Genomic DNA, 23407 nt, shown 5'->3' on the forward strand with positions numbered 1-23407 from the left:
ATGGTCGCATTAGAAGAAGCGGTAATGGAAATTATCGTTAACGCGGGTCAGTCACGCAGTCTGTGCTTTGAAGCATTGCGTGCCGCAAGAGCGGGCAATTTTGAGGAAGCCCAAACACTGCTGCGTGAAGCCGATGGTTATTCACGCCAGGCCCATCAAATGCAAACCAAATTAATTGAACAGGATGCCGGCGAAGCCCGGCAACCCATGACATTAATTATGGTACATGCCCAGGATCATTTAATGACGTCGTTACTGGCGCGTGAATTATCAGAGGAGATTATTCAGCTTTATCAGCGTTAAAAGCTCATTGTTTATGGAAGATATAACTCTGTACCTGAATTATAAAATATAAATCAACTTGTTTTGATACTGGCATGTTGTTCTGTCAAATCAGGACAGGATGGTTATTGTTTAAAAACAACCAACGAGACCCTAAATAATTCGAGTTTCAGGAACACGGCAGGCGAAAGAATCCCGAGGAGCTTACTGATGTAAGTGATTCGGGTGAATGCGCGCAGCTAATGCCCATGCAACTTGAAATATAAAGGGTATAAATTGAGATAACTATGAAATTAAACAATAAACTTCCAGTGGCACTGGCGGTTACGGCTGCGCTTTGCTCTGGTTCGGTGATAGCACAAGAATTTACGCAAGAACAAATCGACGCCATCGTGGCAAAAGCGGTGGATAAAGCATTAGCCGAGCGGCAGGCAAAAATGGATGCCGCTATTGATAAAAAAGCGGATGTCATTACCGAGCCGCAAAGCACTGCGCAAACGCCTGACTTAGCTATTCCTTATGGCGTGAAATTTAGCGGTTACGCCCGTTACGGCGCCCATTACCAGAGCGGCGATCAGAAATATGTTGGCGTAGACGGTTCATATAACGGCTCGTCTGCGATTGGCCGTCTGGGTAACGAAGGCAACGGTGGCGAGTTCCAGCTTTCCAAAGCATTTAAGAGTTCGCGTGGAGCAATCTGGGACGTCAACGTGATGTTTGATCACTGGGGCGACGAAGTTAACCTGAAAAAAGCCTACGCCGGTGTGACCAACCTGCTGGAATCCAACCCGAACGCCTATTTCTGGGCAGGTCGTGACTTCCATCAGCGTCCACAACAGGGCATCAACGACTACTTCTGGATGAACCACGATGGCCAGGGTGCCGGGGTGAAAAACTTCGATATCGGTGGCGTGCAGTTTGACGTGGCCACTGTAGCTGCCGTGCAGTCCTGTAACCCGGAAGTAGAAGACAACGGGGATAACCCGTCACGCATTACCTGTACCGGCGGCTCCGGCACCGGCGACAAAGGCAATTACGCCGTCACCTCAAAAATCCACGGCATGAAAGTCGGCCCGCTGGATCTGGAAGTTTACGCAAACTACGGTTTTGACTCGAAGGCCGTTGAAAGCGATGCCCGCCTGAAAGCATGGCAGGGTGGCGTGGTGTTAAGCCATACCAACGACAGCGGTGTGAACAAAGTTATCGCCCGTTACTCCGATAACGCAGATAACAGCGTTTATAACAAAACGGATGATCTGAAGACTATTTATGCCAGCTTCGAAGGGCTGCACAAGTTTAGTCGCCAGATGCAGGTGGAATATCTCCTCGCCTTCCACGATTACGACAACAGCGCAGACAAGTCTGACAACCGTAAGAACTACAACGCCATTGTGCGCCCGATGTACTGGTGGAACGACGTTCATTCCACCTGGCTTGAGCTGGGCTGGCAGAAAGTGGCTTACGACAAAGGCGGTGATAACAACGGCTGGAAAGCGACCCTGTCGCAGAATATCTCCATCGATATGGGGCCAGAGTTCCGTCCGATGCTGCGCTTCTACGTGACCGGTGGCGAAGTTGACAACAAGCGTACCGCGCGTGTTAACGGTACGGATGACACCACGCTGGACTCCTTCAACGTCGGTGCAATGTGGGAAGCCTGGTTCTAATGTAAATCCACGGGCGGCAGGGATGCTGCCTCCGGTTATCCATCACGCCTGTGTTATGATGCAAAATTCATCAATAAGAAAGCAGCATGGCAGGACTGGGTAGAAAATGGGTTTCACAAAAAAAGGGATGCTTTATGTACTGATTGCCGCCATTTTATGGGGCAGTTCCGGGGTTTGCGCTCAGTACATCATGGAGAAAAGTCACATCGCAGCCCCCTGGTTGACGATGGTTCGCCTGCTGTCCGGCGGCGCGGTGTTATTAATTCTGTCGTTTTTCCATGGCGATAAAATTTTCGCGATCGTGAAAAACCGCAAAGACACGCTGAGCCTGCTGTTCTTTTCGCTGTTTGGCGCGCTTATCGTTCAGCTCACCTTCCTGGTGACCATCGAGAAATCCAATGCCGCCACCGCCACGGTACTGCAATTTCTCTCGCCAACAATTATCGTGACGTGGTTTGCCCTGGCACGAAAAGCGAAGCCGACGCTCGCAGTTACGGCGGCGATTGCAACCTCTCTGATTGGCACCCTCTTGCTGGTGACCCACGGAAATATGACATCGCTGTCGATTTCCACCGAAGCGCTGGTATGGGGCATCGCGTCGGCGTTTTCCGCCGCGCTCTATTCCACCTATCCGTCGAAGCTTATCGCCCGCTACGGCACACTGCCGATTGTCGGCTGGAGTATGTTTCTCGCCGGATTAATGCTGACGCCGTTCTATGGCAATAAAGGTGGCGATTTCATTATCGACGGCAATCTGGTGATGGCCTTTATGTATCTGGTGATGGTGGGTACCGCGCTGACCTTTAGCCTGTATCTGAAAGGGGCGCAGATGATTGGCGGCTCACGCGCCAGTATTCTGAGCTGTGCGGAACCGCTGAGTAGCGCGCTGCTCTCGGTTGCCCTGTTGGGTATCGCTTTTACGCTGCCGGACTGGCTGGGTACGCTGATGATTGTGTCGTCGGTGCTGCTGATTTCGCTGGATTCCCGCAAACGCATGCAGGCTGCAGCCTGACATTCCCCCGGTGGCGCTGACGCTTACCGGGGCTACGGTTAGCGCAGCAATAACCCGGATAAGGGTGAGAGGAAAATCACTTCACCTTCACTTTTCCTGCCACCAGCAGCGCGGTAAGCAGCATCAGCGCCCCGGACAGCACCAGCGGTGAAAGCAGGCCCAGGTTGTCCAGCGCATAGCCGCCAACCGCCGCGCCGCAGGTATTTGCCAGTTGAATAACCGCTACCTGAATCGACCCCGCCTTTTCCGCCTGATCGGCAAGCGAGCGGGTGATCCACGTCGACCAACCCACCGGCACCAGTGCGAACGATAATCCCCAGACGATGGCAATCCCCGAAGCAACCACTTTATTACTGCCCCATAAAATCAGCACCAGCGCGCTCACTGCAAGGATCAGCGGCGCACAGGCCAGCGCCAGTTTTACCGAGCGCTTTAAGATATGTGATGAAAGCGAAGTACCCACAAAGCTGGCAATACCAAAGCTCAATAACACCAGCGTCAGGCCATCAACATCAAAGCCGGCGAGGGTCATAAAGATCGGACGAATGTAGGTGAAAAACGAGAACTGCCCGGCGAAGGCCATAAAAATCGCCAGCATTCCGGCAAGGACGCCCGGGCGCTTCAACAAACCAAACATATTCTGATGATGTTCAGTCTGTCCCGGCATCGACGGCAGCGCCATCCACACCCAGCCAATACAAACGAACCCCATCAGCGCTGCGCCGTTAAACACATGCCGCCAGCCAATGATCCCGCCGAGAAAACTGCCTAACGGCGCCGCAATCACCAACGCAATGGAGACCGCACCGAAGATGACCGACAGCGCCTTCGGAATGGTGCGGGCAGGTACCAGTCGCATGGTCAGGGAGGCAGATATCGCCCAAAAACCGCCCAGCGCTAACCCAAGGCAAGCACGCCCGAGCAACAGCAAGGTAAAATTATTAGCAAACGAGACCAGCAGACACGAGAGCGTCAGCAACACCGAAAAGGCAATAACCACCAGACGGCGGTCCGTTTTGCCGATGATATGGGTGATAAACAGGCTGGCGAACATGGCGACAAATGCCGTTACCGTCACCGATTGACCGGCAACACCTTCCGACACGCCCAAATCCTGCGCCATGGGCGTCAACAGACTCACCGGCAGAAACTCCACGGTGATCAGGCACGCCACACAGAAGGCGACGGCAAATACCGCCGACCAGTTTGGGCGACTTACGCCGCCTGTTGCAGGCTGCGTCCGCTGCATTTCCATCATTTTTACACCCGGCTTCATGTTTTATTGAGAAAGCCGTGTAGTGTAACAAACAACAGTGTGATTCATTTAACATTTACGCAACTATTTACACCATCGGACAGTAAGATCAGTGTAACCAGTGCACCCCTTCCTCAGGGACAAACAAAGTGTTGTAGCGCATCTGGAAGGCATTAAGTTCAGCAACATCCGGCTCAAGTTCGCGTAAAAAGCCCAGCGCGAGACGGACTTGGGCATCGGTAATGGGCGCGGCCAGCCGGGCCTTTTGCAGAATGCGATGCCAGGATTGCAGATGCTGTTCACTGCCATCGACAATAAAAACCTGCCAGATAAAGAGCATCTGGGCGGCATTTTGCAGATGTGCTTCATCCGGGCGAGCCAGATACTGAATAAACTCCGCCCCTGCGCTTTTCCCCATCTGATCAATCATGGTTTCCACCGGCACCGGCGTGATTGCCAGCCGCTCACTCAACCGACGGATCGCGCGACGGGAGTCAGACGTTAATACCCTGAAACCAATAATAAAAACCACAACCAGTGTCGTCAGTGTTAACCAAATCATGAAAGCTCCCGCCACATCTCAGGAGGCACATCATAAAGTCAAAATGCACAAAATGGACAGTCGAAGCGTGAGCTTACTGGTTTTTCGTAGTGCACGGGATCACGCAGATGGCTGATTTTATTGATGAGAATACACAGCAAAGCCCGGCGAACCGGGCTCAGGTAAGGCCATCAGGCAATGCCCGTGGTGACGCTAAAATGGCGGGTTTGCTGTGGCGCAAGGCTGAGTAAACTGCCGCTACGCTTCGCAGCAAGAAACCCCTCGGGGCGACAGGTTGCCGGAAGGGCAAACGCCGCGACCTGCTGATCGCCGTTGTAAAGGATCCAGCGCGTGACGTAATTAAACTGCTCACTGGAAAAACGCGTCACAAAGGTGGTGCCATCCGGTGCATGCATACAAAACTCAGGCTTATCCGTGTGGCGGTCAAGCCTGTCGGCAAAGAAGACGATTTCCGGATCGTAGAATTCCGGCTCCGTCAGCGCAGTGACCGTCGCTTCGCCCTGCTGGACGCGGCGATTGAATGCCAGCCACTGCTCCGTCGGTTTCACATGCGCCGGGATGGATTCGCGCAGCATTAACGCTTCATCCGGAATGTTCTGGCTAAATGTTGCCTGCGGAACATAGGCGTAATTCATATGGCACATGTACTGCAGCGGCATCGGCACCGACGCCAGATTAGTAACATCCATGGCGATATCAAACAGCGCGCTCGCTTTATGCAGCGTGACCGACGGTTGTGCCAGATAGTGATCGCCAAAACCCATCACATACTCATAGCGCCCGCCCAGACGCAGCGCGTCGCCGTCGAGCTCCAGCCACGCCTCATCCATCGTGGCGCAGGCCATTTCGCCGTGCAGCGCGTGAGTATCTTCCGCTGACGGACAGCCGTTCGCCAGCAGCCCGGAATGAAAAGCAAAACAGCCGTATGTTTCAACAATCACATTCGCCGGTTTGGGCTGGCTGAACATGTTACGCATCGTCAGGTCGTGCCCGTCGAAGGTCGCATCCCAGATCATCTGTCCAAGCCAGGGCAGTACGACCAGGTGCCCACGGGCGTTCTGCAGCCGTACAGCTTCCACGCCGCTCGGGTAGCGGAACGCCGTGACGGTAAAATCGCTGTTTTCCAGTAAGGTGCGCGGCTGTTGGGTGAACAGCTCACGCCACAGGATCAATCGTGTTGCCATCGTCCTTCTCCTCAGGAAGCGGTCGCTTCGGTCAGTTCGCGACGCACTCGACTTTCGCGCCAGAAATAGACGCCAACGTAGACAAAGCACAGCATGGAAACGAGGAACGACAATTGCAGCGAATGGAACATATCTGCCACATAGCCCTGAATCGCCGGGACTACCGCCGCGCCAACAATCGCCATCACAATTACCGCGCCTGCCATCTCCGTATGTTCGTTATCCACGGTATCCAGCGTGCCGGCATAAATGGTCGCCCAGCACGGTCCAAACAGGATGCTGACCGCCACCGCCACGTACACCGCGCTAAAGCTGGGGGCCAGCGCCACGTATGCCAGGAACAGGGCGCCAATCACGGAATAGAGAATCAGCACTTTGGCCGGGTTAAACCGCGTCATCAGAATGTTGGCGACGAACTTGCCAATAAAGAAGCAGGCGAAGCTATAGACCATAAAGTTTGACGCATCGCGTTCGTTTATATCACCCAGTTCCAGTGCCAGACGAATGGTGAACGACCACACCGCTACCTGCATGCCGACATACAAGAATTGCGCGACAATACCACGGCGAAAACGGGCATTCTGTGCCAGATAACGCAGTGTTTCCATAGCGGTCGGACGTTTATGTGTCTCCGTTTGCGCCACTTTGCATTTCGGGAAGCGGGTGAACATAAACAGCGCCATGACAACCACCAGCACCATAATCATGTATTTATAGGGCTCAAGGGTGTTTTCGAGCATCAACACTTTAAAATTATGAATCTGCTCGGGTGTCATCCCGGTCATCTGCTTTTGCAGACTCTCACCTTCGGAGAAAACCAGGTACTTACCGAGCAAAATGCCCGCCGCCGCGCCAATCGGGTAGAAGGTCTGGCTGATGTTCAGGCGCAGAGTCGCATGTGATTTTGGCCCCAGCATCGAACTGTACGTATTGGCCGCGGTTTCAAGAAAACTCAGCCCAATGGCGATGGCAAATATCGCCGCCAGGAACATGGTATAGGTCGCCATATGCGAGGCCGGGAAGAACAGCGAACAACCGACGATATAAAGGGTCAGCCCGATTAATATCGCAATTTTATAGCTGCTCTTTTTAATAACCAGAGAAGCCGGGATCGCAATTAAGAAATAGCCGCCATAAAACGCACTCTGCACTAACGCAGAGGCAAAGTTACTTAATGAGAACACGCTTTTAAATTGCGTAATGAGAATATCATTTAACGCAGCGGCGCATCCCCATAACGGGAATAAACAGGATAACAAAATAAACTGGAACAAAGGGGTTTTATTCAAATACCCGTCGGGCATCTGAACGATATTTTTTTCGTTCATAGTGCTACCTTTCAATGTGCAGGGTTTATCACTGTCTTATTCCGAACAGCAGGCGGCAATGATGCGCCTGCTACAGAATAAACTCAGCGGTTATTATTCATGTAAAGCCAGGTACTCATTAAATTGTTCAATGCTCGGGTAAGACGATTGTGTGCCTTTGCCAGTCACACTAAAAGCAGCGAACAGCGCGGCTTTTTTCATTGCCGCTTCGACATCGCCGCCCTGGACATAGTAGTGGGCAAAACAGCCGATAAAGGCATCGCCCGCGCCACTGGTATCAATGGCGTTGACCTTGTGCGCCGGAACGTGAACTTCGCGCTCGCGGGTCATCCATAGCGCACCCTTTTCACCCATGGTCACGATAATATTATTCAGGCCATTATCAATCAGGCTCCGTGCTGCCGTACGAATATTATCATAGGTGTCGACTGGCATGCCGGTCAGAATTTCAAGCTCGGTCTCATTGGGAATAAAGAAATCACATTTACAGGCGTAGGTCATATCCAGTTCACGCAGTGCGGGGGCAGGATTTAATAAGACCTTAATACCATGCTTTTTACCAAATTCGATGGCGTGATATACCGTTTCTAATTGTACCTCCAGTTGCAGGACAATTAACTGGCATTTTTTCAAATCTTCAGCAGCACGATCGATATCTTCCGGAGAGAGAAATTTGTTTGCGCCTTTAATAATTAAAATACTGTTGCTGGAGTTGGGATTGACAAAAATCGGCGCGACGCCGCTGCTGGTACAGGGGACTTTTTCCACATAGGTGGTGTTAATTCCCCAGGACTCCAGATTACGGATGGTATTGTCCGCAAAGATATCATCACCCACTTTGGTCAACATCATCACTTTCGAATTCATTTTAGCGGCGGCCACCGCCTGATTCGCGCCTTTACCACCGCACCCGATTTTGAAGGCAGGGGCTTCAAGGGTTTCTCCCTCTTTCGGCATCTGGTTGGTATAGGTGATGAGATCCACCATATTGGAGCCGATGACTGCGATATCCATTTTGCTACCTCTCAGAAACAATCACATAACAATGATATTTTAGTAACATTAACATGTTATTTTAGTACCATTTGTGACCATGATCGCGATTAGAGAATCACATTTGTTACCCTCCAACACCGCAAAATCCCTGACATACCGCGCCACATCACTTTTATTTGCCGGGTAACAGGATTATAGTGTTGATATCATTACGTGTTCCTGATTGATAGAAAATGTTACTTTAGAAACACAGCAGACCAAAGCAGAGCGGAGAAAGAGAGTGGAAACGAAGCAAAAAGAACGTATCCGACGTCTGGTGGAGTTACTGAAAAAGACTGACCGGATCCACTTAAAAGATGCCGCGCGTATGCTGGAAGTGTCTGTCATGACCATTCGCAGGGACTTTAGTCAGGACGACGAACCGCTGCCGTTAGCGCTGTTGGGGGGCTATATCGTGATGGTGAACAAACCATCCGCCCCCATCGCCGCACCGCAACCTACCCTACGCCCCCACCATCGTGATGATTTACCTGTCGCCATCCTTGCCGCCGGACTGGTGAGCGAGAACGATTTGGTCTTTTTTGATAATGGGCCGGAAATGCCGCTGGTTATCAGCATGATCCCGGATGACATTACCTTTACAGGCATCTGCTATTCCCATCAGGTATTTGTCGCGCTTACCGCCAAGCCTAACGCAACGGCCATGCTCTGCGGTGGCATCTGGCGCGCCAAAAGCGATGCCTTTTACGATCCGAATAATCCCTCGCTGTTAGATTCATTAAACCCGCGAAAAGTGTTTATTTCCGCCAGCGGCGTGCACGAACACCACGGCGTAACCTGGTTTAACCTGGATGATTTGCCCATGAAGCGAAAGGCGATGGAGCACGGCATGTGCAAAATTCTGCTGGCACGCCATGCCCTGTTTGATGAGGTCGCCCCGGCGAGCATTGCGCCGCTGTCCGGGTTTGATGTGTTAATCAGCGACCGTCCATTACCAGCGGATTACCCGACCCATTGCCGTAACGGGTTTGTGAAAGTGATTACACCGGACTCAGAAAACGATCAGGCCCGCTAAGCGAGCCTGATGTCGCCTTACTCAAAGAACACGGCCAGTTTGTTGAACATCCCTGGTGAAGACTGGTTACGCACGACCTGTACCACGTCTTCCAGCTTCTCAATCTGACTAATCATCTGTTCCAGACGCTGATCGTCATTCACCAGTAGCCAGATGCGACTCTGCTCGCTGTCTTTGATTGGCAAACAGAGTATGCCTTCCACGTTAAACGCACGGCGGGCAAACAGGCCGCAGACGTGGGTCATCACACCCGGATGGTTACGCACGGTGAGTTCGAGAATTACGTTGTCAGAAACTGTCTGTTGCATGGCTTATTCCCCCACCATCTCAGTATTTGCCGCACCAGGCGGCACCATCGGATACACTTTTTCTTCGGCGTCGATGCGCACGTGGATGAGCGCCGGACCAGGGCGAGCTATGATCTCCTGCAGCGCGGCATGCGGGTCAGCCTCGTTGTTGAGATCACAGGTTTGCAGGCCAAAACCGGCGGCAATCTGCATAAAATTAACCATTCCCGGATACGTCGCCGCGAACACGCCCTGCTTGTAAAACAGGCTCTGCTGCTGATGCACCAGACCTAACGCTTCGTTGTTCATCAGAATAATTTTCACATCCAGATTATTTTCTGCGGCGGTGGCCATCTCCTGAATGTTCATCATCAGGCTACCGTCCCCGGAGAAGCAGATCACTTTGCGTTGCGGGTTCGCCAACGCAGCACCTACCGCCGCTGGCAGGCCGAAGCCCATAGTGCCCAGCCCGCCGGAGGTCAGCCACTGACGTGGTCGATTGAGCGGATAGGCCTGTGCGGTCCACATCTGATGCTGGCCCACGTCGGTGGAGATGATCGCCTCGTCATCGACGCAGGCGGCAACGGCATTGATCAGGCCGTAATGGGTCAGCGGGTCACCGCCCTGCGGAATGGCAGACGGGAATTCCTGCTGTAATTGCGCCACCAGACCACGCCACTCCTCACGCGGCTGCGCGTCAATTTGCGGCAGCAATTGTGCCAGCACTTCACCCACATCGCCCTGAATGGCAACGTGTGGCTGTTTGATTTTACCCAGTTCGGCGCGGTCGATATCCACATGAATGATTTTCGCATTCGGGCAGAACTGCTCGGTTTTACCAATCGCCCGGTCATCAAAACGCGCACCAAGAACAACCAGCAAATCAGATTCTTGCAGAATAAAGTTGGTACTACGCGCGCCGTGCATACCCAACATCCCAAGCGACAGCGGATGCGCTTTTGGCAACATGCCCAGCGCCATCAAGGTCATGGTGGTCGGCAGATTCGCTTTTTCCGCCAGGGCGCGCACCTGTTCCGGCGCGTTAATCACCCCGCCGCCCAGGTACAGCACCGGACGCTGTGCGGCATTAATCATCGCCGCCGCTTCCTGCACGCTTTTCGCGTCAAACGCCGGAGCTGGCGCTCTGCCGCCCGGCTCCGGCAACTCGCTCAGTTCGATGGTCGCGGTCTGAACATCTTTAGGAATATCTATCCACACCGGGCCGGGACGACCGGATTGCGCAATGCGAAACGCGTCGCTCATCACCTGCGGAAGTTCGGCGATATCCCGAACCAGGTAATTGTGCTTAGTGATGGGGATAGAGATGCCGTAAGTGTCGACTTCCTGGAACGCATCGGTGCCGATCATGGAAGCAGGCACCTGGCCGGTGATACATACCAGCGGAATGGAATCGAGACGCGCATCGGCGATGGCGGTCACCAGGTTGGTGGCGCCTGGCCCGCTACAGGCCATACAGACGGCGGGTTTACCTTCGGTACGGGCCATGCCCTGGGCGATAAATCCGGCGCCTTGCTCGTGGCGTGCCAGGACGTGGCGAATTTGCGTGCTCTGACTTAACGCGTCATACAGCGGGAGAACGGTCCCGCCAGGAATACCCGCTACCGTGGTAATGCCCTGGCGTTCCAGTAAATGAACGATCAATTGTGCGCCGGTAAAGCGTGTCGTTTGTGTTGTGCCCGAACTTGCCATGCTCCAGTCCTTTTCTTCTGGGCCGACTTTCCGGGAGGCTTTGAACGAAAAACCCCGCCGGTTTGCGCCGGCGGGGTTTTGGAATCGTGTGTTGTTCCAGTCCCTACGGCGCATTGCCGACGACCACCACCACACGCACGACGACCACCGCGGCGTTATGCGCGGTTTTTAGTAGGTTCATCGTCATAGTGGAAGCGTTCATTGGGGACTCGTGTTTGAATAATTAACAGGATTTATACAAACACAGGAATGGCATTTGGACAACCGGTTTTTACATCACAACGGCAATATGCGTCGCCGATCACATTTTAATAATCAGACAATAAAAACAAAAAACCCCGCCGGAGCGAGGTTTTTAGCAGGTTTTTGCGGTTGGTGGCCGCAAGCACACTGTGTTACGTCAACAGTGAAACTATACGATCAATTAATCCTGCGCGCAAATTATGCACACACTACGAGCAGTTTGAGTATGAAACAGGATGCAAATTTCGTCCAGAAATCACTGTATATATTTACAGTATGAATTTATAATGATCTTGCCGACCACGGTGTATGAGGGGACCGCTATGATACGGGCGCACATAAAGTCCTGGCTGAAACGGGTGGTGCCGTCAGTGCCTTAACCCCTTGAGAGCACACTGTGTTACGCCAACAAAACGGCTGGTTACAGGCAGCGGAAAGGTACGCCAGCCGGTCGTGCTCCTTGCCAAAGGAGAAACGTATGGGCGAAATGGATATGGTTATCCTTATCCTGAAACTCATAGTTGCCTTGCTGCAACTGCTTGAAGCTGTCCTGAAATTACTGCGGTAATTCTGGTTCAAGTCGTACCTAAGAGGGGCGGGCAGCCGCCCCTCTTTAATAAACGCAGGCTGTCTTCGTCACCGCACAGAATAGTCGCTCCGATCAATGCTTTCATGGTACGTTTTTACGCCACCCACTGACACTACGTACTCATGACTGTTACTGTTTTTTGTATTCTGCTGTTTGCCGCACTTCTGCATGCGAGCTGGAACGCGATTGTTAAAGCGGGCAGCGACAAGCTCTATTCCGCCATCTGCGTCAGCGGTTCTGCGGCTTTAATCGCCCTGGTCATGCTGCCCTTCTCACCTCAGCCGTCGCTCGCCAGCGTGCCTTATCTCGCCGTTTCCTGCCTGCTACAGGTTGTCTATACGGTGCTGGTCGCTAAAACGTATCAAGTTTCCGATATGAGTCAGACCTACCCGTTGATGCGCGGCACCGCGCCACTTCTGGTGGCCCTGATCAGCGTTCTGTTCCTCGGGGATACATTATCCACCTTTGCCTGGCTCGGTATCGCGGTCATTTGTCTGTCCATTCTTGGCATGGCTTGTAACGGGCGACACAGCTCAACGCGTGGGATCTGGCTTGCGCTGCTCAACTCCTGTTTTATCGCCGGGTACACGCTGGTGGACGGCACTGGTGTACGTCTTGCGGGTAGCGCGTTCGGTTACACCCTCTGGACCTTTTTCATGAACGGTTTTTGTCTGTTGGCCTGGGCGATGATCGCTCGCCGCCGTGAAGTCTCTCACTATCTGGTGAACAACTGGAAAAAAGGGCTGCCTGGCGGCATTGGTACCATGGGCTCGTACGGCCTGGCGCTATGGGCGATGACGCAGGCACCGCTGGCGGTGGTCGCCGCACTGCGTGAAACCTCCATTCTCTTTGGCGCACTGCTCGCCTTTTTAATGCTCAAAGAAAAGGTTGCCGGATTACGCATCGTTGCCGCTTGTGGCATCGCTGCGGGGGCTATTTTGCTGCGCCTGTCCTGATCACGCTGGCAACAAATGTTGCCGATGATTGTTTACAAATCCTGCCTGGCGGCGGCCGCTCTTTCTGACCCCGCATCTTGTTGTGTCACATTACTGTGGTAGATTCCTCTCGCATTTTACGGTTATGGCAGCACCATATTCTTTATTTATCTATTTTTAAAACGTATTCAGCGAAATGAAAAGACAGCGTAATGTCAGTTTACTCTTGATGCTGGTCCTGTTGGTGGCCGTGGGGCAGATGGCGCAAACCATTTATATTCCCGCGATTGCCGGTATGGCGCAGGATCTCAGTGCCCGTGAAGGGGCGGTGCAGAATGTCATGGCCGCCTATCTGCTCACCTATGGCGTATCACAACTCTTTTACGGCCCGTTAGCCGACCGTTTTGGCCGCCGTCCGGCGATCCTCTGCGGCTTAACGGTGTTTATGCTGGCAACACTGGTCGCTGCCACGACCCACAGCCTGACCGTACTGATAGTCGCCAGCGCCTTTCAGGGCATGGGGACCGGCGTCGGCGGCGTCATGGCACGTACCCTGCCGCGCGATCTCTATTCCGGCACCGAATTACGCCACGCTAACAGTTTGCTGAACATGGGCATTCTGGTAAGCCCGCTGCTTGCGCCGTTGATTGGCGGCTTGCTGACTACCCTCTGGGGCTGGCGCGCCTGTTTTGCTTTCCTGCTGGTGCTCTGTGCTGGCGTCACGTACAGCATGGCGCGCTGGATGCCGGAAACGCGCCCGACCGGTACCGTAAAAATGGGCCTGATTGCCCGTTATAAAACCCTGTTGGGTAACGGCATGTTTAACTGCTATTTGCTGATGCTGATTGGCGGGCTGGCGGGTATCGCGGTGTTTGAAGCCTGCTCAGGCGTGCTGATGGGCGCTACGCTTGGGCTTTCGAGTATGGCGGTCAGTATCCTGTTTATTCTGCCCATTCCGGCCGCCTTTTTCGGTGCCTGGTTCGCCGGGCGGCAAAATGCGCGCTTCTCCACACTGATGTGGCAGGCGGTCGCCAGTTGTCTGCTGGCAGGCGTAATGATGTGGATCCCCGGCTGGTTTGGCGTGATGACGGTCTGGACGCTGCTGGTTCCCGCCGCACTGTTCTTCTTCGGGGCGGGCATGCTCTTTCCGCTGGCGACCAGTGGCGCAATGGAGCCGTTCCCTTTTCTGGCGGGCACGGCGGGGGCGCTGGTAGGTGGCATGCAAAATATGGGATCAGGCGCCCTTGCGTGGTTCTCCGCTCAGCTTCCCCAGACCAGCCAGTTTAGCCTTGGGATGCTGATGACGCTGGCAGGGCTTTTGATTGTGCTGAGCTGGCTGCCGCTGGCGCTGCGCCAGAAGCGCCATGAACATGAACAGGCGGCTTCCCTTCCCGGCGATCCGGCTTCGCATCAGCCTTCTCACAGTCCGGTGAAATAATCGCTTTCAGCAACGGTTCGGTTGTCGGACGCCACGCCCCCTCTTCGCCATCATAAAATTGCGTATCCGCATTGAGGGCGAAGGGGATCTGCGCCTTATTCAGTTCGCAGGCCATAAACGCGGCGAATGCCAGTTGCGATTCACCTGGCGGGCTTTTAATGGTTTCCCCCACCGACCAGCCGCCAACCCAGGTTGCGTGACCGGTTTTTTGCTGCCAATGCACCGCGGTGTTAATGCGTGCTCTGATTGCCGCTTTCTCAGCCGCCGTACCCGATGTCCACGGATACTTGCCATTATTTTTCAATGGCCCCCACGGGAAGATATGCCACTCTGCCAGCAAGTAGTTCTGGCTACGCCCTGGCAATTTCAACGACATTAAATCCTCAGGCGCGGCCCGCAGACGCGGCGCAATAAAAATCATGCGCTGCGGATCGATGTCGTGGATGGTCTTGATGATATTTTCATACGCACGGTTAAGCGCAGAGAGATCGTGATTGAGCTTATCCGAAGGCTCATAAATCAGGTCGAACCCCAGCATTGGATGTTCGGTGCCAAAGTAGTTCGCCATCGTTGACCACCAGGCGACCAGTTGGGCTTCGTTTTTTGCGACCGGCTCAGCCTTAAAGGTATCTGCCTGGTAGGAGATTATCGGGATCACACCGTATTTTTCGCAGGCCTCCACCAGCTTGCGCAGGTGAATGAGGCGGGCTTCGGTTAACGGATCGGCCACCCGGATACGTACGTGGCGAATCCCCTCCGCATAGAAATCACGGACGATAAGCGGATCGAACTCGCGGATACCGCGCTCGGTTCGCGCCCAGTCGACATCCATCCCCACGCCCAGTTCCTGAGCGTAGCGTGTCGCCGTAAGCGGCGTATCAGCAGCAAACGCAGGCATGCCCGCCAGAAGAAGAGCAATCGCTAACAGTGGTTTTAACACAATTGACCTTGCCAAAATCGGTGGTGATTACATGTATTTAGCATGATTTATCGCCGAATACGTAGCGTATAAACGTAATAAATTCGCAGTTATGCGACAGAATATGAAGATTATGCCCGGATATACCGTCGTAAACGTTGTCGATGCTGGCGCTTATAAAAAAAATCGACCACTGTAGAGCATACACCTTTCGTTTATTGTGCAGAAATTAACATGAATCCTGACCAAATACAGACACTCATCGCGACGTTCCCACAGTTACAAGCCTTGATAGATTTGCAGGAAACGACCTGGTTTAACCCGGCCACGACCTCTCTTGAGCAGGGGCTGCCTTATGTCGGCCTCACGCAGGCGGACGTTGAGGACGCCCATGCACGTCTCAGCCGTTTCGCGCCCTATCTGGCAAAGGCCTTCCCTGAAACGGCAGCTTCTGGCGGCATCATTGAATCTGAACTGGTTGCCATTCCGTCGATGCAAAAGCGGTTGGAAAAGGTTTACGGACAGCGTATCAGTGGTGAAATGCTGCTGAAAAAAGACAGCCATCTGCCGGTCTCGGGCTCCATCAAAGCCCGTGGCGGCATTTATGAAGTGCTGGCTCACGCGGAAAAACTGGCGCTGGAAGCCGGTTTGCTGAGCATCGACGATGACTACAGCGTGCTGCTCTCCCCTGAATTCAAACAGTTCTTTAGCCAGTACAGCATTGCCGTCGGCTCGACCGGTAACCTGGGGCTGTCGATTGGCATTATGAGCGCCCGTATCGGCTTTAAGGTCACGGTACATATGTCTGCCGACGCCCGAGCCTGGAAAAAAGCCAAACTACGCAGCCACGGCGTAATTGTCGTCGAATATGAGGAAGATTACGGCGTGGCGGTGGAGCAGGGGCGCAAGGCAGCACAGTCCGACCCAAACTGTTTCTTTATTGATGATGAAAACTCGCGCACGCTTTTTCTGGGCTATGCAGTTGCCGGGCAGCGTCTGAAAACGCAGCTTACAGAGCAAGGCCGGGTGGTGGATGCCGAAAACCCGCTGTTTGTCTATCTGCCGTGCGGTGTGGGCGGCGGTCCTGGCGGTGTGGCCTTCGGCCTGAAACTGGCGTTCGGTGATAACGTGCACTGCTTTTTTGCTGAGCCGACCCATTCTCCCTGCATGCTGCTGGGGGTGTATACCGGGCTGCACGATGCTATTTCCGTTCAGGATTTAGGTATTGATAATGTCACTGCGGCAGACGGCCTGGCGGTAGGCAGAGCGTCCGGGTTTGTGGGCCGTGCCATGCAACGACTGCTGGATGGCTTTTATACGCTTGGCGATCAAACGATGTATGACCTGCTCGGTATGCTTGCGCAGGAAGAAAATATCCGCCTTGAGCCCTCCGCACTGGCAGGAATGGCGGGACCACAGCGCGTTTTCGCGAGCGCGGAATATCAAATTTTACAGGGACTTACGGCGCAACAGTTAGACAACGCCACCCACATCGTCTGGGCGACCGGAGGGGGCATGGTGCCAGAAGAAGAGATGACGCAGTATCTGGCAAAAGCCCGGCAGCTCTGACGCTTACAGAGAACTCAGGATATGGCGGATATGCGTTAGCCCAAACAGCAGCGAAAGAGAGAGCACAGCCAGCGCAATCAGCAACTTATCGCGGATCGCGCCAGGCTTTGCGAAATCGCTGCTTTCTACATCCATCAGGGTGCGTTTGCGCGTATAACGCCACAGCATACCGCCGACCAACAGCAGCACCACCAGCGAGATCCAGAAGGTGATCCCCGAGTGCTGCCAGTTGTGCTTCACCGCAAAGGCAAGCAGGGCAATATAGCCAAAAAAGGTACGCAGCCAGGCAAGCGAAGTGCGCTCCGGCTGTAGCCCTGGATCTGCCGCGCGGCGCGCCTTGCGGTTATCCGCCATACAGCACCAGTCCCATCACCACGATAGCCACCGTCAACAGAACGGCGCTTATCACCAGCAGGCTTCGCGTATAGGGCAGGTCTTCTTTCAGGCGCATCGCTTTTTCATTGCGTAGCCAGCGCATATAGCCGTAAACCGCCAGCGCGCCAGCAAACAGACAGAGCAGCAGCGCCAGCACCTGACGAATCAGCGGCGTGGCAAACTCCGGCGCCAGTTGATCAAGCCCGACCCCTGCAGCCAGAAAGCCCAGCGCGGTGCGTATCCACGCCAGGAAAGTGCGCTCATTGGCCAGTGAGAAGCGGTAATCCGGCGCTTCACCGAGGTGGGAAATTTTCATGAAGGCTCCTTGTCATGCTCAGGCTGGCATCAGCATAGCGTAAATCGACAAGGACAAAAAACCGGCATCGGGTGATGCCGGTCAGGAAGATTAGTGTAGTTCTGGCCAATACTCTTTATTGGCTTCAATCAGGTCATCCAGAATCGCTTTCGCAACCGAGGCGCTCGGTACGGTTTTGGACAGCGTGATCGCCTGCCATAATTTCTGATACGAGCGCTGCTCCCAGGCATCCACCACCAGTTTTTCCACCGCCACTTGCTGACTCATCAACCCTTTCTGGAAGTGTGGGATATCCCCCACAGTGAGTAGCTCTGGGCCGTTATGACCGACCAGGCAGGGGATTTCCACCATCGCGTCAGCATCAAAGTTATGAATTGCGCCGTTATTCGGCACAATCAACAACATGCGCTCCTGGGTATTGAACGCAATCGCGGTCGCCAGATCGACGATATACGACGCATGCTCATCGATTTCCAGCTCCCCGGCGGAGGATTTACCGGCTTCAATAATCGCCCGGCAAGCGCTGAAAACATGCTTCTCACGATGATCCATTACTTCATTGGCACGGGTGCGTTCTGGATTGGAGTGCGCCACCACGTAATCCGGAAAGAGATAATATTTCAGGTAAGTGTTCGGCATGGTATCAGGATCAAGCGCCTGCACGTCTTTTGCTTTAGCAAAGGTATCATTCCAACTGGCTTCTGTATGGGCGTTGTCAGATGGCGGCACATAACCATTTTTCGCCACATATTCCCGCAACTTTGGCATCAAATCATTACCGTTTAGATCTTCAATCGACGTCCACCAGCCAAAGTGATTCAGACCGTAATAACGCACACGCATCTCTTTGCGGTTTTTCAGTCCGACAATCTGAGCCATACGTCCTTCAATGCCGATCGGCATATCGCAAATGTTGAGAATTTTGGCGTTCGGGCGCAGACGGCGAGTCGCCTCCGCGACAATAGCCGCCGGGTTGGAGTAGTTCAGCATCCAGGCATTCGGGGAATACTGCTCCATATAGTCCACCAGTTCCAGCACACCGCCGATAGAGCGCATACCGTAGGAAATTCCACCCGGTCCGCAGGTTTCCTGGCCCAGCACGCCATGGCGCAGCGGGATTTTCTCGTCTTTTTCGCGCATCGGGTATTTACCCACGCGGATATGCGCCATCACAAAATCGACATCGGTAAAGGCCGCTTTCGGATCGGTGGTGTAACTAAAGGCAATCTCCGGCGCCTGTTCTTTGAGGATGATTTTGCACGCCTCCGCGATGGTCTCCTGACGTGCGCCATCGTTGTCATAGAATTTCAGAGCACGCAGCGGGAAGCGATCACGGTTAGCTAATAACATCAGGACAATACCGGGAGTAAAAGTACTACCGCCGCCTGCAATGACAACTGAGAATTTTTTCATGATACAGCCTCCGTCATGGTGGTTTGTTCGTTCGTTAAAGGGGTTTTCATCAGCGATTCAAGCTGGTCGCGCACCTGGGGAACATGCAGACCGACAATCACCTGAATGGCGTTGCCGCGTCGCACCACACCGTGTGCGCCCAGGGCTTTAAAGACTTCATCGCTTTGGGTTTGCGCCATATCAACCAGCGCGATGCGTAAGCGGGTGGCGCAGTTGTTGATGCTTTCGATGTTTGCCGCGCCGCCAAGAGCCTGTAAGAATCCGGCGGCTTGACCGATCTGTTGGCTGGCTGCGGCCGGTGCGGTGGTTTGCCCGCGCGCCGTTTTATAATCAGCCTTACTGTAGAGTTTGATTTCGCTCTCTTCCCGACCAGGGGTTTTGAGGTTCAGTCGTTCAATCAGCGTTTTGAAAACCACGAAATAGAGACCGGTAAAGCAGACGCCAATACCAATCTGGGTGAAGACCATCGGGGCGTGGTTGTGGAACATCGGAATCCAGTTCTGGGGCAGGAACTGGTCAAGCAGTCCGCCGCCCATATTGCCCACAACGCCAAAAACATACATCGTTGTCGCCATTGATGCCGCCAGCACGGCATGAATGGCAAACAGCAGCGGCGAGATAAACAGGAAAGTGAATTCAAGTGGTTCAGTAATGCCCACCAGCACGGCGGTAAGCGTTGCCGGAATCAGCAGGCCCGCGACCTTAACGCGGTTTTCCGCTGACGCCGTATACCAGATTGCCAGCGCAATCCCGACTGAGCCGAACACCTTTGAGTTGCCGTGCAGCGCAAATCCGCCTTCCGGGAACAACGTTTTCAGCGGCAAGGTGCTCTGGCTGAATTCTTGCAGGTGCTGCGCCCAGTAGACCTGGATACCGCCTTCTACCGCCGCCGGGCCAAAGATGAACGGACCGTAGACAAAGTGGTGTAATCCGGTGGGGATCAAAATACGTTCCAGGAAGGTGTAAACCCACACGCCCAACGCGCCAGCGGAGCGTAAGAAAGCCTGCAGGGATTCGATGCCCATCTGTACTTTTGGCCAGCCCATCAGGGTGAGCCAGGCGCAGGGGATCATCACGAAAAACGCGAGGATAACGACAAACGAGGTGCCCTGGAAAATACCCAGGAAGACCGGAAGCGGCTTGTCGAAAAAGCGGTTGTGAATAGCGGTAACGATGCCTGAAATGATAATAGCCCCGATGATGCTGGTATCGAGCGTTTTGATACCCGCGATCATCGCCAGCCCGCTTCCGGCTACGGGTTCTGCAGAGAAGTTAACGCCAAAGAAATGCCCCCAGGTCATCCCCATCGCGTTGATGAAGTAATTCCAGGTCAGGAAACTAATCAACACTGCGAGACAGGCTCTGCCCTGCGCCTGTTTCGCCAGGCCAATCGGTAAACCGACGGCAAAAATCAGCGGCATATTGCGAAATACTGCCCAGCCGCCCTCTTCAATGATGTGAACAATTTGAGCGAACAGATTATCCGGGGCGGTTAAGGCCTCGCCGACAAACAGCGGGTTGCTAAGCATGATAGCGATTCCCACCACGATCCCGGCAAACGGAAACAGTAATACCGGGGTAAACATGGCACCGCCAAAACGTTGTATTTGACTGAGCATTTTTAAATCCTCATGTAACAACCTGTAGGGAGTAGAGGCCTTTATGGTTTTTTGCTGGCCTGGAATGAGCATAAGAATTTACTCATACGCGAACATGGCGTGCCGCTGCGATTCGTGATCACATTCATGGTTTTAATTTGACCTGTCAGGTCTACTTTCGGTTGTAAATATGGACGTGTCATAACCGCATCCACGGCCTGATAAGGGCAGAGAGGTCTACTGGTGATCTACAAATCCATCGCCGACAGGTTACGGCTGCGGCTGAATTCGTCGGACTACAATATCGGCAGCCCGCTGCCGGGAGAAAAAGCGCTGGCGCAAGAGTTTGGCGTGGCGCGAATGACAATTCGCAAGGCGTTAGATCTGCTGGTGAGCTGGGGGCTGGTTGAACGCCGCCATGGCAGCGGGACATTTGTTGCACGCAAGGATGTGCACCATGAAACCACCAATCTGACCGGGCTGGTGGAGGTACTGCGCCAGCAGGGTAAAGAAGTACAGAGTAAGGTTCTGCAGTTCGAGGTGATGCCCGCGCCACCCGCCATTGCCAGCCTGCTGCGGATTCAGGTGGATGAGCGGATCTACTTTTCACGCCGGATGCGTTACGTGGAAGGGAAACCCCTGATGCTGGAGGATAGCTTTATGCCCGTGAAGCTGTTTCGCAATCTGTCACTGGCGCATCTCGAGGGGTCGAAATTTGATTACATTGAGAAGGAGTGTGGGATAACCATCAGCGGTAATTATGAGAGTCTGACTCCCGTGCTGGCAGATAAATCGTTGGGAGGATATCTGAATGTTCCGGAACAGACGCCGCTGCTGAGAATCACTTCCCTTTCCTACAGTGACAGCGGCGAGTTCCTGAATTATTCCGTTATGTTCCGTAATACACGTGATTACCAGGTGGACTACCATCTGCGGCGTATCCACCCGGAAAAGTGCTAACTGACACCCCAGAACAGTACGGCCAGCAATTGCGGCGTGATGATACGTAAGAACATCACCAGTGGATAAACCGTGGCATACGAGAGCGCGGCGGCGCCGCTGGTGGCATGCAGGCCGTTGGCAAAAGCCAGCGCCGGGGGATCGGTCATCGAACCGGCCAGCATGCCGCACAGGGTCAGATAGTTCATCTTCGCAAACAACCGCGCCAGAATCCCGACGGTCAGCAAGGGAATAGCGGTAATAAAAATCCCGTAGCACATCCAGTTAAACCCATCGCCGTGGGTCAGCGTCGCGATAAAATCACCACCGGATTTCAGTCCAACCACCGCGAGAAACAGCACGATACCCAGCTCACGCAGAGCAAGGTTGGCGCTGGGCGGCATGAACCAGTAGAGTTTACCCACGCTGCCGATACGCCCAAGGATCAGCGCCATGATAAGCGGCCCGCCCGCGAGCCCCAGTTTTAATGCCACCGGGAAGCCAGGAACAAAGACGGGAATCGACCCCAACAACACCCCCAATCCAATACCGATAAAGACAGGCAGCATCTGGACTTGCTGGAGTTTGTGCTGCGCGTTCCCCACCTCAGAAGCCACCGCATCAATTGCCGCCTGACGCCCGACAAGGTTGAGAATGTCACCGAATTGCAGGCTGGAATCACTGCTGGCTACCAGTTCGACCCCGGCGCGGTTAAGACGGGAAATCACCACGTCATAGCGCTCTTTGAAATGCAGATCGCGAATGCGTTTCCCAAGGACTTTTTCGTTGGTGACGACCACACGCTCAACGCGCAGGTCGGTCCCCCGCGTTGAGAGCGAGGTGTCCACCTCCTGGCCCATCACCAGTTGCGCGCTATGCAGATCTTTCGGCAGACCAACCAGGTGCAACAGGTCGCCAACCTGAATAATGGTGCCCGGCGAAGGTACCATCAGCAATTCATCGCGTTTCAGGCGCGAACAGATGATTTTATCGCTGTTCAGCATCGGCACATCCTGAATCGCCATATTGTTCAGGTTCGGGTTTTCCACGCGAATATTGATGGTCTTGATCAACGAGTTACCCGAGCTAACGCCCGCATCATGCAGTTGCGCCTCCTGCTCAACGTTGATGCGAAAACCGACGCGAATCAGCCACATGGTCAGTAAAATGCCGCAGATGCCAAACGGGTAGGCCATCGCATAGCTCATCCCCATCTGATCGAGAACGTTAGACGGTGTTCCCAGGTCATGCAGGATCTGCTGCCCGGCCCCAAGAGCCGGGGTGTTGGTGACCGCACCAGAGAAAATCCCCAGAATGACTGGCAGCGGAATATTGAAGAGTTTGTGCAAAATAGCGGTGACCAGGCCGCCAAGTATCACAATCAGAATGGCAAACAGGTTCAGGCGTAGCCCGGAAACGCGCAGCGAGGCAAAAAAGCCCGGCCCGACCTGAATACCGATGGTATAGACGAAGAGGATAAGGCCGAACTCCTGCACGAAATGCAGCATCGGGCTGCTCAGGGTAATCCCAGCCTGATCAACAAAATGGCCGACGATAATACCGCCGAAAAGCACGCCACCAATCCCAAAACCCACGCCGCGTATTTTTACATTGCCGATCCACAAACCGACGACCGCGACCAGCGCCAGCATGCTTACGGTTAACGCTATATCACTCATGATGGCTCCCTGTGAATAACATTGTAATTATCAAGG

General features: G+C 53.8%; 21 protein-coding genes and 2 pseudogenes. 9 read left to right on the forward strand and 14 right to left on the reverse strand.

The genetic code is table 11. The features are described 5' to 3' along the window. From IP582_RS24875 to IP582_RS24885, 3 genes are all read left to right on the forward strand, one after another. Positions 1 to 303 (forward strand): PTS lactose/cellobiose transporter subunit IIA, encoded by a 303-nt coding sequence (locus IP582_RS24875; protein ID WP_039080060.1) that lies wholly within the window; start codon positions 1 to 3, stop codon positions 301 to 303. A gap of 266 nt (positions 304 to 569) precedes the next feature. Then, positions 570 to 1949: a carbohydrate porin gene (locus IP582_RS24880; protein WP_193794725.1), complete on the forward strand. Its 1380-nt coding sequence runs from the start codon at positions 570 to 572 to the stop codon at positions 1947 to 1949. A 106-nt stretch (positions 1950 to 2055) separates the two neighbouring features. Beyond that, positions 2056 to 2961: an EamA family transporter gene (locus IP582_RS24885; RefSeq protein ID WP_193794726.1), complete on the forward strand. Its 906-nt coding sequence runs from the start codon at positions 2056 to 2058 to the stop codon at positions 2959 to 2961. A 76-nt stretch (positions 2962 to 3037) separates the two neighbouring features. Here IP582_RS24885 and nepI read toward each other — a convergent pair whose 3' ends face one another. The 5 genes from nepI to rbsK all read right to left on the reverse strand — a co-directional run bounded on the left by nepI (position 3038) and on the right by rbsK (position 8304). Continuing rightward, entirely contained in the window at positions 3038 to 4219 is a 1182-nt protein-coding gene (gene nepI, locus IP582_RS24890; protein ID WP_193794727.1) for a purine ribonucleoside efflux pump NepI, read from the reverse strand. 106 nt (positions 4220 to 4325) lie between these two features. Beyond that, a complete protein-coding gene (locus tag IP582_RS24895; protein ID WP_039080057.1) occupies positions 4326 to 4778 on the reverse strand; it encodes a DUF1198 domain-containing protein in 453 nt (150 codons plus the stop codon). 170 nt (positions 4779 to 4948) lie between these two features. Continuing rightward, positions 4949 to 5962, reverse strand: coding sequence for an aldose 1-epimerase family protein (locus IP582_RS24900; protein ID WP_193794728.1), 1014 nt, complete (start codon positions 5960 to 5962; stop codon positions 4949 to 4951). 11 nt (positions 5963 to 5973) lie between these two features. Beyond that, positions 5974 to 7290, reverse strand: coding sequence for an L-fucose:H+ symporter permease (fucP, locus tag IP582_RS24905; protein WP_039080055.1), 1317 nt, complete (start codon positions 7288 to 7290; stop codon positions 5974 to 5976). A 93-nt stretch (positions 7291 to 7383) separates the two neighbouring features. Then, positions 7384 to 8304, reverse strand: a complete 921-nt coding sequence (rbsK, locus tag IP582_RS24910; protein WP_039080054.1) for a ribokinase — start codon at positions 8302 to 8304, stop codon at positions 7384 to 7386. 262 nt (positions 8305 to 8566) lie between these two features. On the opposite strand from rbsK, the gene IP582_RS24915 reads away from it, so the two are divergent. Further along, entirely contained in the window at positions 8567 to 9361 is a 795-nt protein-coding gene (locus IP582_RS24915) for a DeoR family transcriptional regulator (protein WP_193794729.1), read from the forward strand. 17 nt (positions 9362 to 9378) lie between these two features. Here IP582_RS24915 and ilvN read toward each other — a convergent pair whose 3' ends face one another. The 3 genes from ilvN to ivbL all read right to left on the reverse strand — a co-directional run bounded on the left by ilvN (position 9379) and on the right by ivbL (position 11560). After that, positions 9379 to 9669, reverse strand: a complete 291-nt coding sequence (gene ilvN / locus IP582_RS24920) for an acetolactate synthase small subunit (protein WP_071195124.1) — start codon at positions 9667 to 9669, stop codon at positions 9379 to 9381. 3 nt (positions 9670 to 9672) lie between these two features. After that, on the reverse strand, positions 9673 to 11358 hold the full coding sequence (gene ilvB, locus IP582_RS24925) for an acetolactate synthase large subunit (RefSeq protein WP_193794730.1): 1686 nt from the start codon (positions 11356 to 11358) through the stop codon (positions 9673 to 9675). Positions 11359 to 11461: 103 nt separating this feature from the next. Further along, entirely contained in the window at positions 11462 to 11560 is a 99-nt protein-coding gene (ivbL, locus tag IP582_RS24930; protein WP_103281084.1) for an ilvB operon leader peptide IvbL, read from the reverse strand. Between the two features lie 519 nt (positions 11561 to 12079). Here ivbL and tisB point away from each other — a divergent pair. From tisB to emrD, 3 genes are all read left to right on the forward strand, one after another. After that, a complete protein-coding gene (gene tisB / locus IP582_RS24935; protein ID WP_064572414.1) occupies positions 12080 to 12169 on the forward strand; it encodes a type I toxin-antitoxin system toxin TisB in 90 nt (29 codons plus the stop codon). 143 nt (positions 12170 to 12312) lie between these two features. Beyond that, positions 12313 to 13146, forward strand: a complete 834-nt coding sequence (locus tag IP582_RS24940; protein ID WP_039080050.1) for a DMT family transporter — start codon at positions 12313 to 12315, stop codon at positions 13144 to 13146. A 175-nt stretch (positions 13147 to 13321) separates the two neighbouring features. Then, complete coding sequence (gene emrD / locus IP582_RS24945) at positions 13322 to 14563, forward strand: multidrug efflux MFS transporter EmrD (protein ID WP_193794731.1); 1242 nt, start codon at positions 13322 to 13324, stop codon at positions 14561 to 14563. Between the two features lie 214 nt (positions 14564 to 14777). On the opposite strand, the pseudogene IP582_RS24950 reads toward emrD, so the two are convergent. Then, positions 14778 to 15461: pseudogene (locus IP582_RS24950) on the reverse strand (cellulase family glycosylhydrolase); the annotation flags it as partial. A gap of 255 nt (positions 15462 to 15716) precedes the next feature. Here IP582_RS24950 and dsdA point away from each other — a divergent pair. Continuing rightward, positions 15717 to 17051 (forward strand): D-serine ammonia-lyase, encoded by a 1335-nt coding sequence (dsdA, locus tag IP582_RS24955; RefSeq protein WP_193794732.1) that lies wholly within the window; start codon positions 15717 to 15719, stop codon positions 17049 to 17051. 3 nt (positions 17052 to 17054) lie between these two features. On the opposite strand, the gene IP582_RS24960 is transcribed toward dsdA, so the two are convergent. The 4 genes from IP582_RS24960 to IP582_RS24975 all read right to left on the reverse strand — a co-directional run bounded on the left by IP582_RS24960 (position 17055) and on the right by IP582_RS24975 (position 20774). Then, positions 17055 to 17405, reverse strand: coding sequence for a DUF202 domain-containing protein (locus IP582_RS24960; RefSeq protein WP_039080047.1), 351 nt, complete (start codon positions 17403 to 17405; stop codon positions 17055 to 17057). Beyond that, positions 17395 to 17742: a YidH family protein gene (locus IP582_RS24965; RefSeq protein ID WP_193794733.1), complete on the reverse strand. Its 348-nt coding sequence runs from the start codon at positions 17740 to 17742 to the stop codon at positions 17395 to 17397. The genes IP582_RS24960 and IP582_RS24965 overlap by 11 nt, the downstream gene beginning before the upstream one ends. Positions 17743 to 17832: 90 nt before the next feature. Then, positions 17833 to 19155 (reverse strand): 6-phospho-alpha-glucosidase, encoded by a 1323-nt coding sequence (locus IP582_RS24970; RefSeq protein ID WP_193794734.1) that lies wholly within the window; start codon positions 19153 to 19155, stop codon positions 17833 to 17835. Next, positions 19152 to 20774 carry an alpha-glucoside-specific PTS transporter subunit IIBC gene (locus IP582_RS24975; RefSeq protein ID WP_193794735.1) on the reverse strand — a complete coding sequence of 541 codons (1623 nt, stop codon included), beginning with the start codon at positions 20772 to 20774 and terminating at the stop codon, positions 19152 to 19154. Before IP582_RS24975 ends, IP582_RS24970 begins: the two co-directional genes overlap by 4 nt. A gap of 222 nt (positions 20775 to 20996) precedes the next feature. Here IP582_RS24975 and IP582_RS24980 point away from each other — a divergent pair. Further along, positions 20997 to 21763, forward strand: a pseudogene (locus tag IP582_RS24980) (GntR family transcriptional regulator). Here the strand turns inward: IP582_RS24980 and IP582_RS24985 are convergent. Next, positions 21710 to 23371 (reverse strand): putative transporter, encoded by a 1662-nt coding sequence (locus IP582_RS24985; protein WP_039080042.1) that lies wholly within the window; start codon positions 23369 to 23371, stop codon positions 21710 to 21712. The pseudogene IP582_RS24980 and the gene IP582_RS24985 sit on opposite strands and share 54 nt — an antisense overlap. Between the last annotated feature and the right edge of the window lie 36 nt (positions 23372 to 23407).

This window comes from Citrobacter sp. BDA59-3 (assembly GCF_015167655.1).
GTDB lineage: Bacteria > Pseudomonadota > Gammaproteobacteria > Enterobacterales > Enterobacteriaceae > Phytobacter > Phytobacter diazotrophicus.

Bases quoted from the DNA above. Each gene is read 5' to 3' on its own strand.
- ivbL (WP_103281084.1), bottom strand. From the start codon at position 11,560: ATGAACGCTTCCACTATGACGATGAACCTACTAAAAACCGCGCATAAC.
- IP582_RS24985 (WP_039080042.1), bottom strand. From the start codon at position 23,371: ATGAGTGATATAGCGTTAACCGTAAGCATGCTGGCGCTGGTCGCGGTC.
- IP582_RS24885 (WP_193794726.1), top strand. From the start codon at position 2,056: ATGGGTTTCACAAAAAAAGGGATGCTTTATGTACTGATTGCCGCCATT.
- rbsK (WP_039080054.1), bottom strand. From the start codon at position 8,304: ATGGATATCGCAGTCATCGGCTCCAATATGGTGGATCTCATCACCTAT.
- IP582_RS24965 (WP_193794733.1), bottom strand. From the start codon at position 17,742: ATGAAAATTTCCCACCTCGGTGAAGCGCCGGATTACCGCTTCTCACTG.
- dsdA (WP_193794732.1), top strand. From the start codon at position 15,717: ATGAATCCTGACCAAATACAGACACTCATCGCGACGTTCCCACAGTTA.
- IP582_RS24895 (WP_039080057.1), bottom strand. From the start codon at position 4,778: ATGATTTGGTTAACACTGACGACACTGGTTGTGGTTTTTATTATTGGT.
- fucP (WP_039080055.1), bottom strand. From the start codon at position 7,290: ATGAACGAAAAAAATATCGTTCAGATGCCCGACGGGTATTTGAATAAA.
- IP582_RS24960 (WP_039080047.1), bottom strand. From the start codon at position 17,405: ATGGCGGATAACCGCAAGGCGCGCCGCGCGGCAGATCCAGGGCTACAG.
- IP582_RS24970 (WP_193794734.1), bottom strand. From the start codon at position 19,155: ATGAAAAAATTCTCAGTTGTCATTGCAGGCGGCGGTAGTACTTTTACT.
- ilvB (WP_193794730.1), bottom strand. From the start codon at position 11,358: ATGGCAAGTTCGGGCACAACACAAACGACACGCTTTACCGGCGCACAA.
- IP582_RS24875 (WP_039080060.1), top strand. From the start codon at position 1: ATGGTCGCATTAGAAGAAGCGGTAATGGAAATTATCGTTAACGCGGGT.
- nepI (WP_193794727.1), bottom strand. From the start codon at position 4,219: ATGATGGAAATGCAGCGGACGCAGCCTGCAACAGGCGGCGTAAGTCGC.
- IP582_RS24900 (WP_193794728.1), bottom strand. From the start codon at position 5,962: ATGGCAACACGATTGATCCTGTGGCGTGAGCTGTTCACCCAACAGCCG.
- IP582_RS24880 (WP_193794725.1), top strand. From the start codon at position 570: ATGAAATTAAACAATAAACTTCCAGTGGCACTGGCGGTTACGGCTGCG.
- emrD (WP_193794731.1), top strand. From the start codon at position 13,322: ATGAAAAGACAGCGTAATGTCAGTTTACTCTTGATGCTGGTCCTGTTG.
- ilvN (WP_071195124.1), bottom strand. From the start codon at position 9,669: ATGCAACAGACAGTTTCTGACAACGTAATTCTCGAACTCACCGTGCGT.
- IP582_RS24940 (WP_039080050.1), top strand. From the start codon at position 12,313: ATGACTGTTACTGTTTTTTGTATTCTGCTGTTTGCCGCACTTCTGCAT.
- tisB (WP_064572414.1), top strand. From the start codon at position 12,080: ATGGGCGAAATGGATATGGTTATCCTTATCCTGAAACTCATAGTTGCC.
- IP582_RS24975 (WP_193794735.1), bottom strand. From the start codon at position 20,774: ATGCTCAGTCAAATACAACGTTTTGGCGGTGCCATGTTTACCCCGGTA.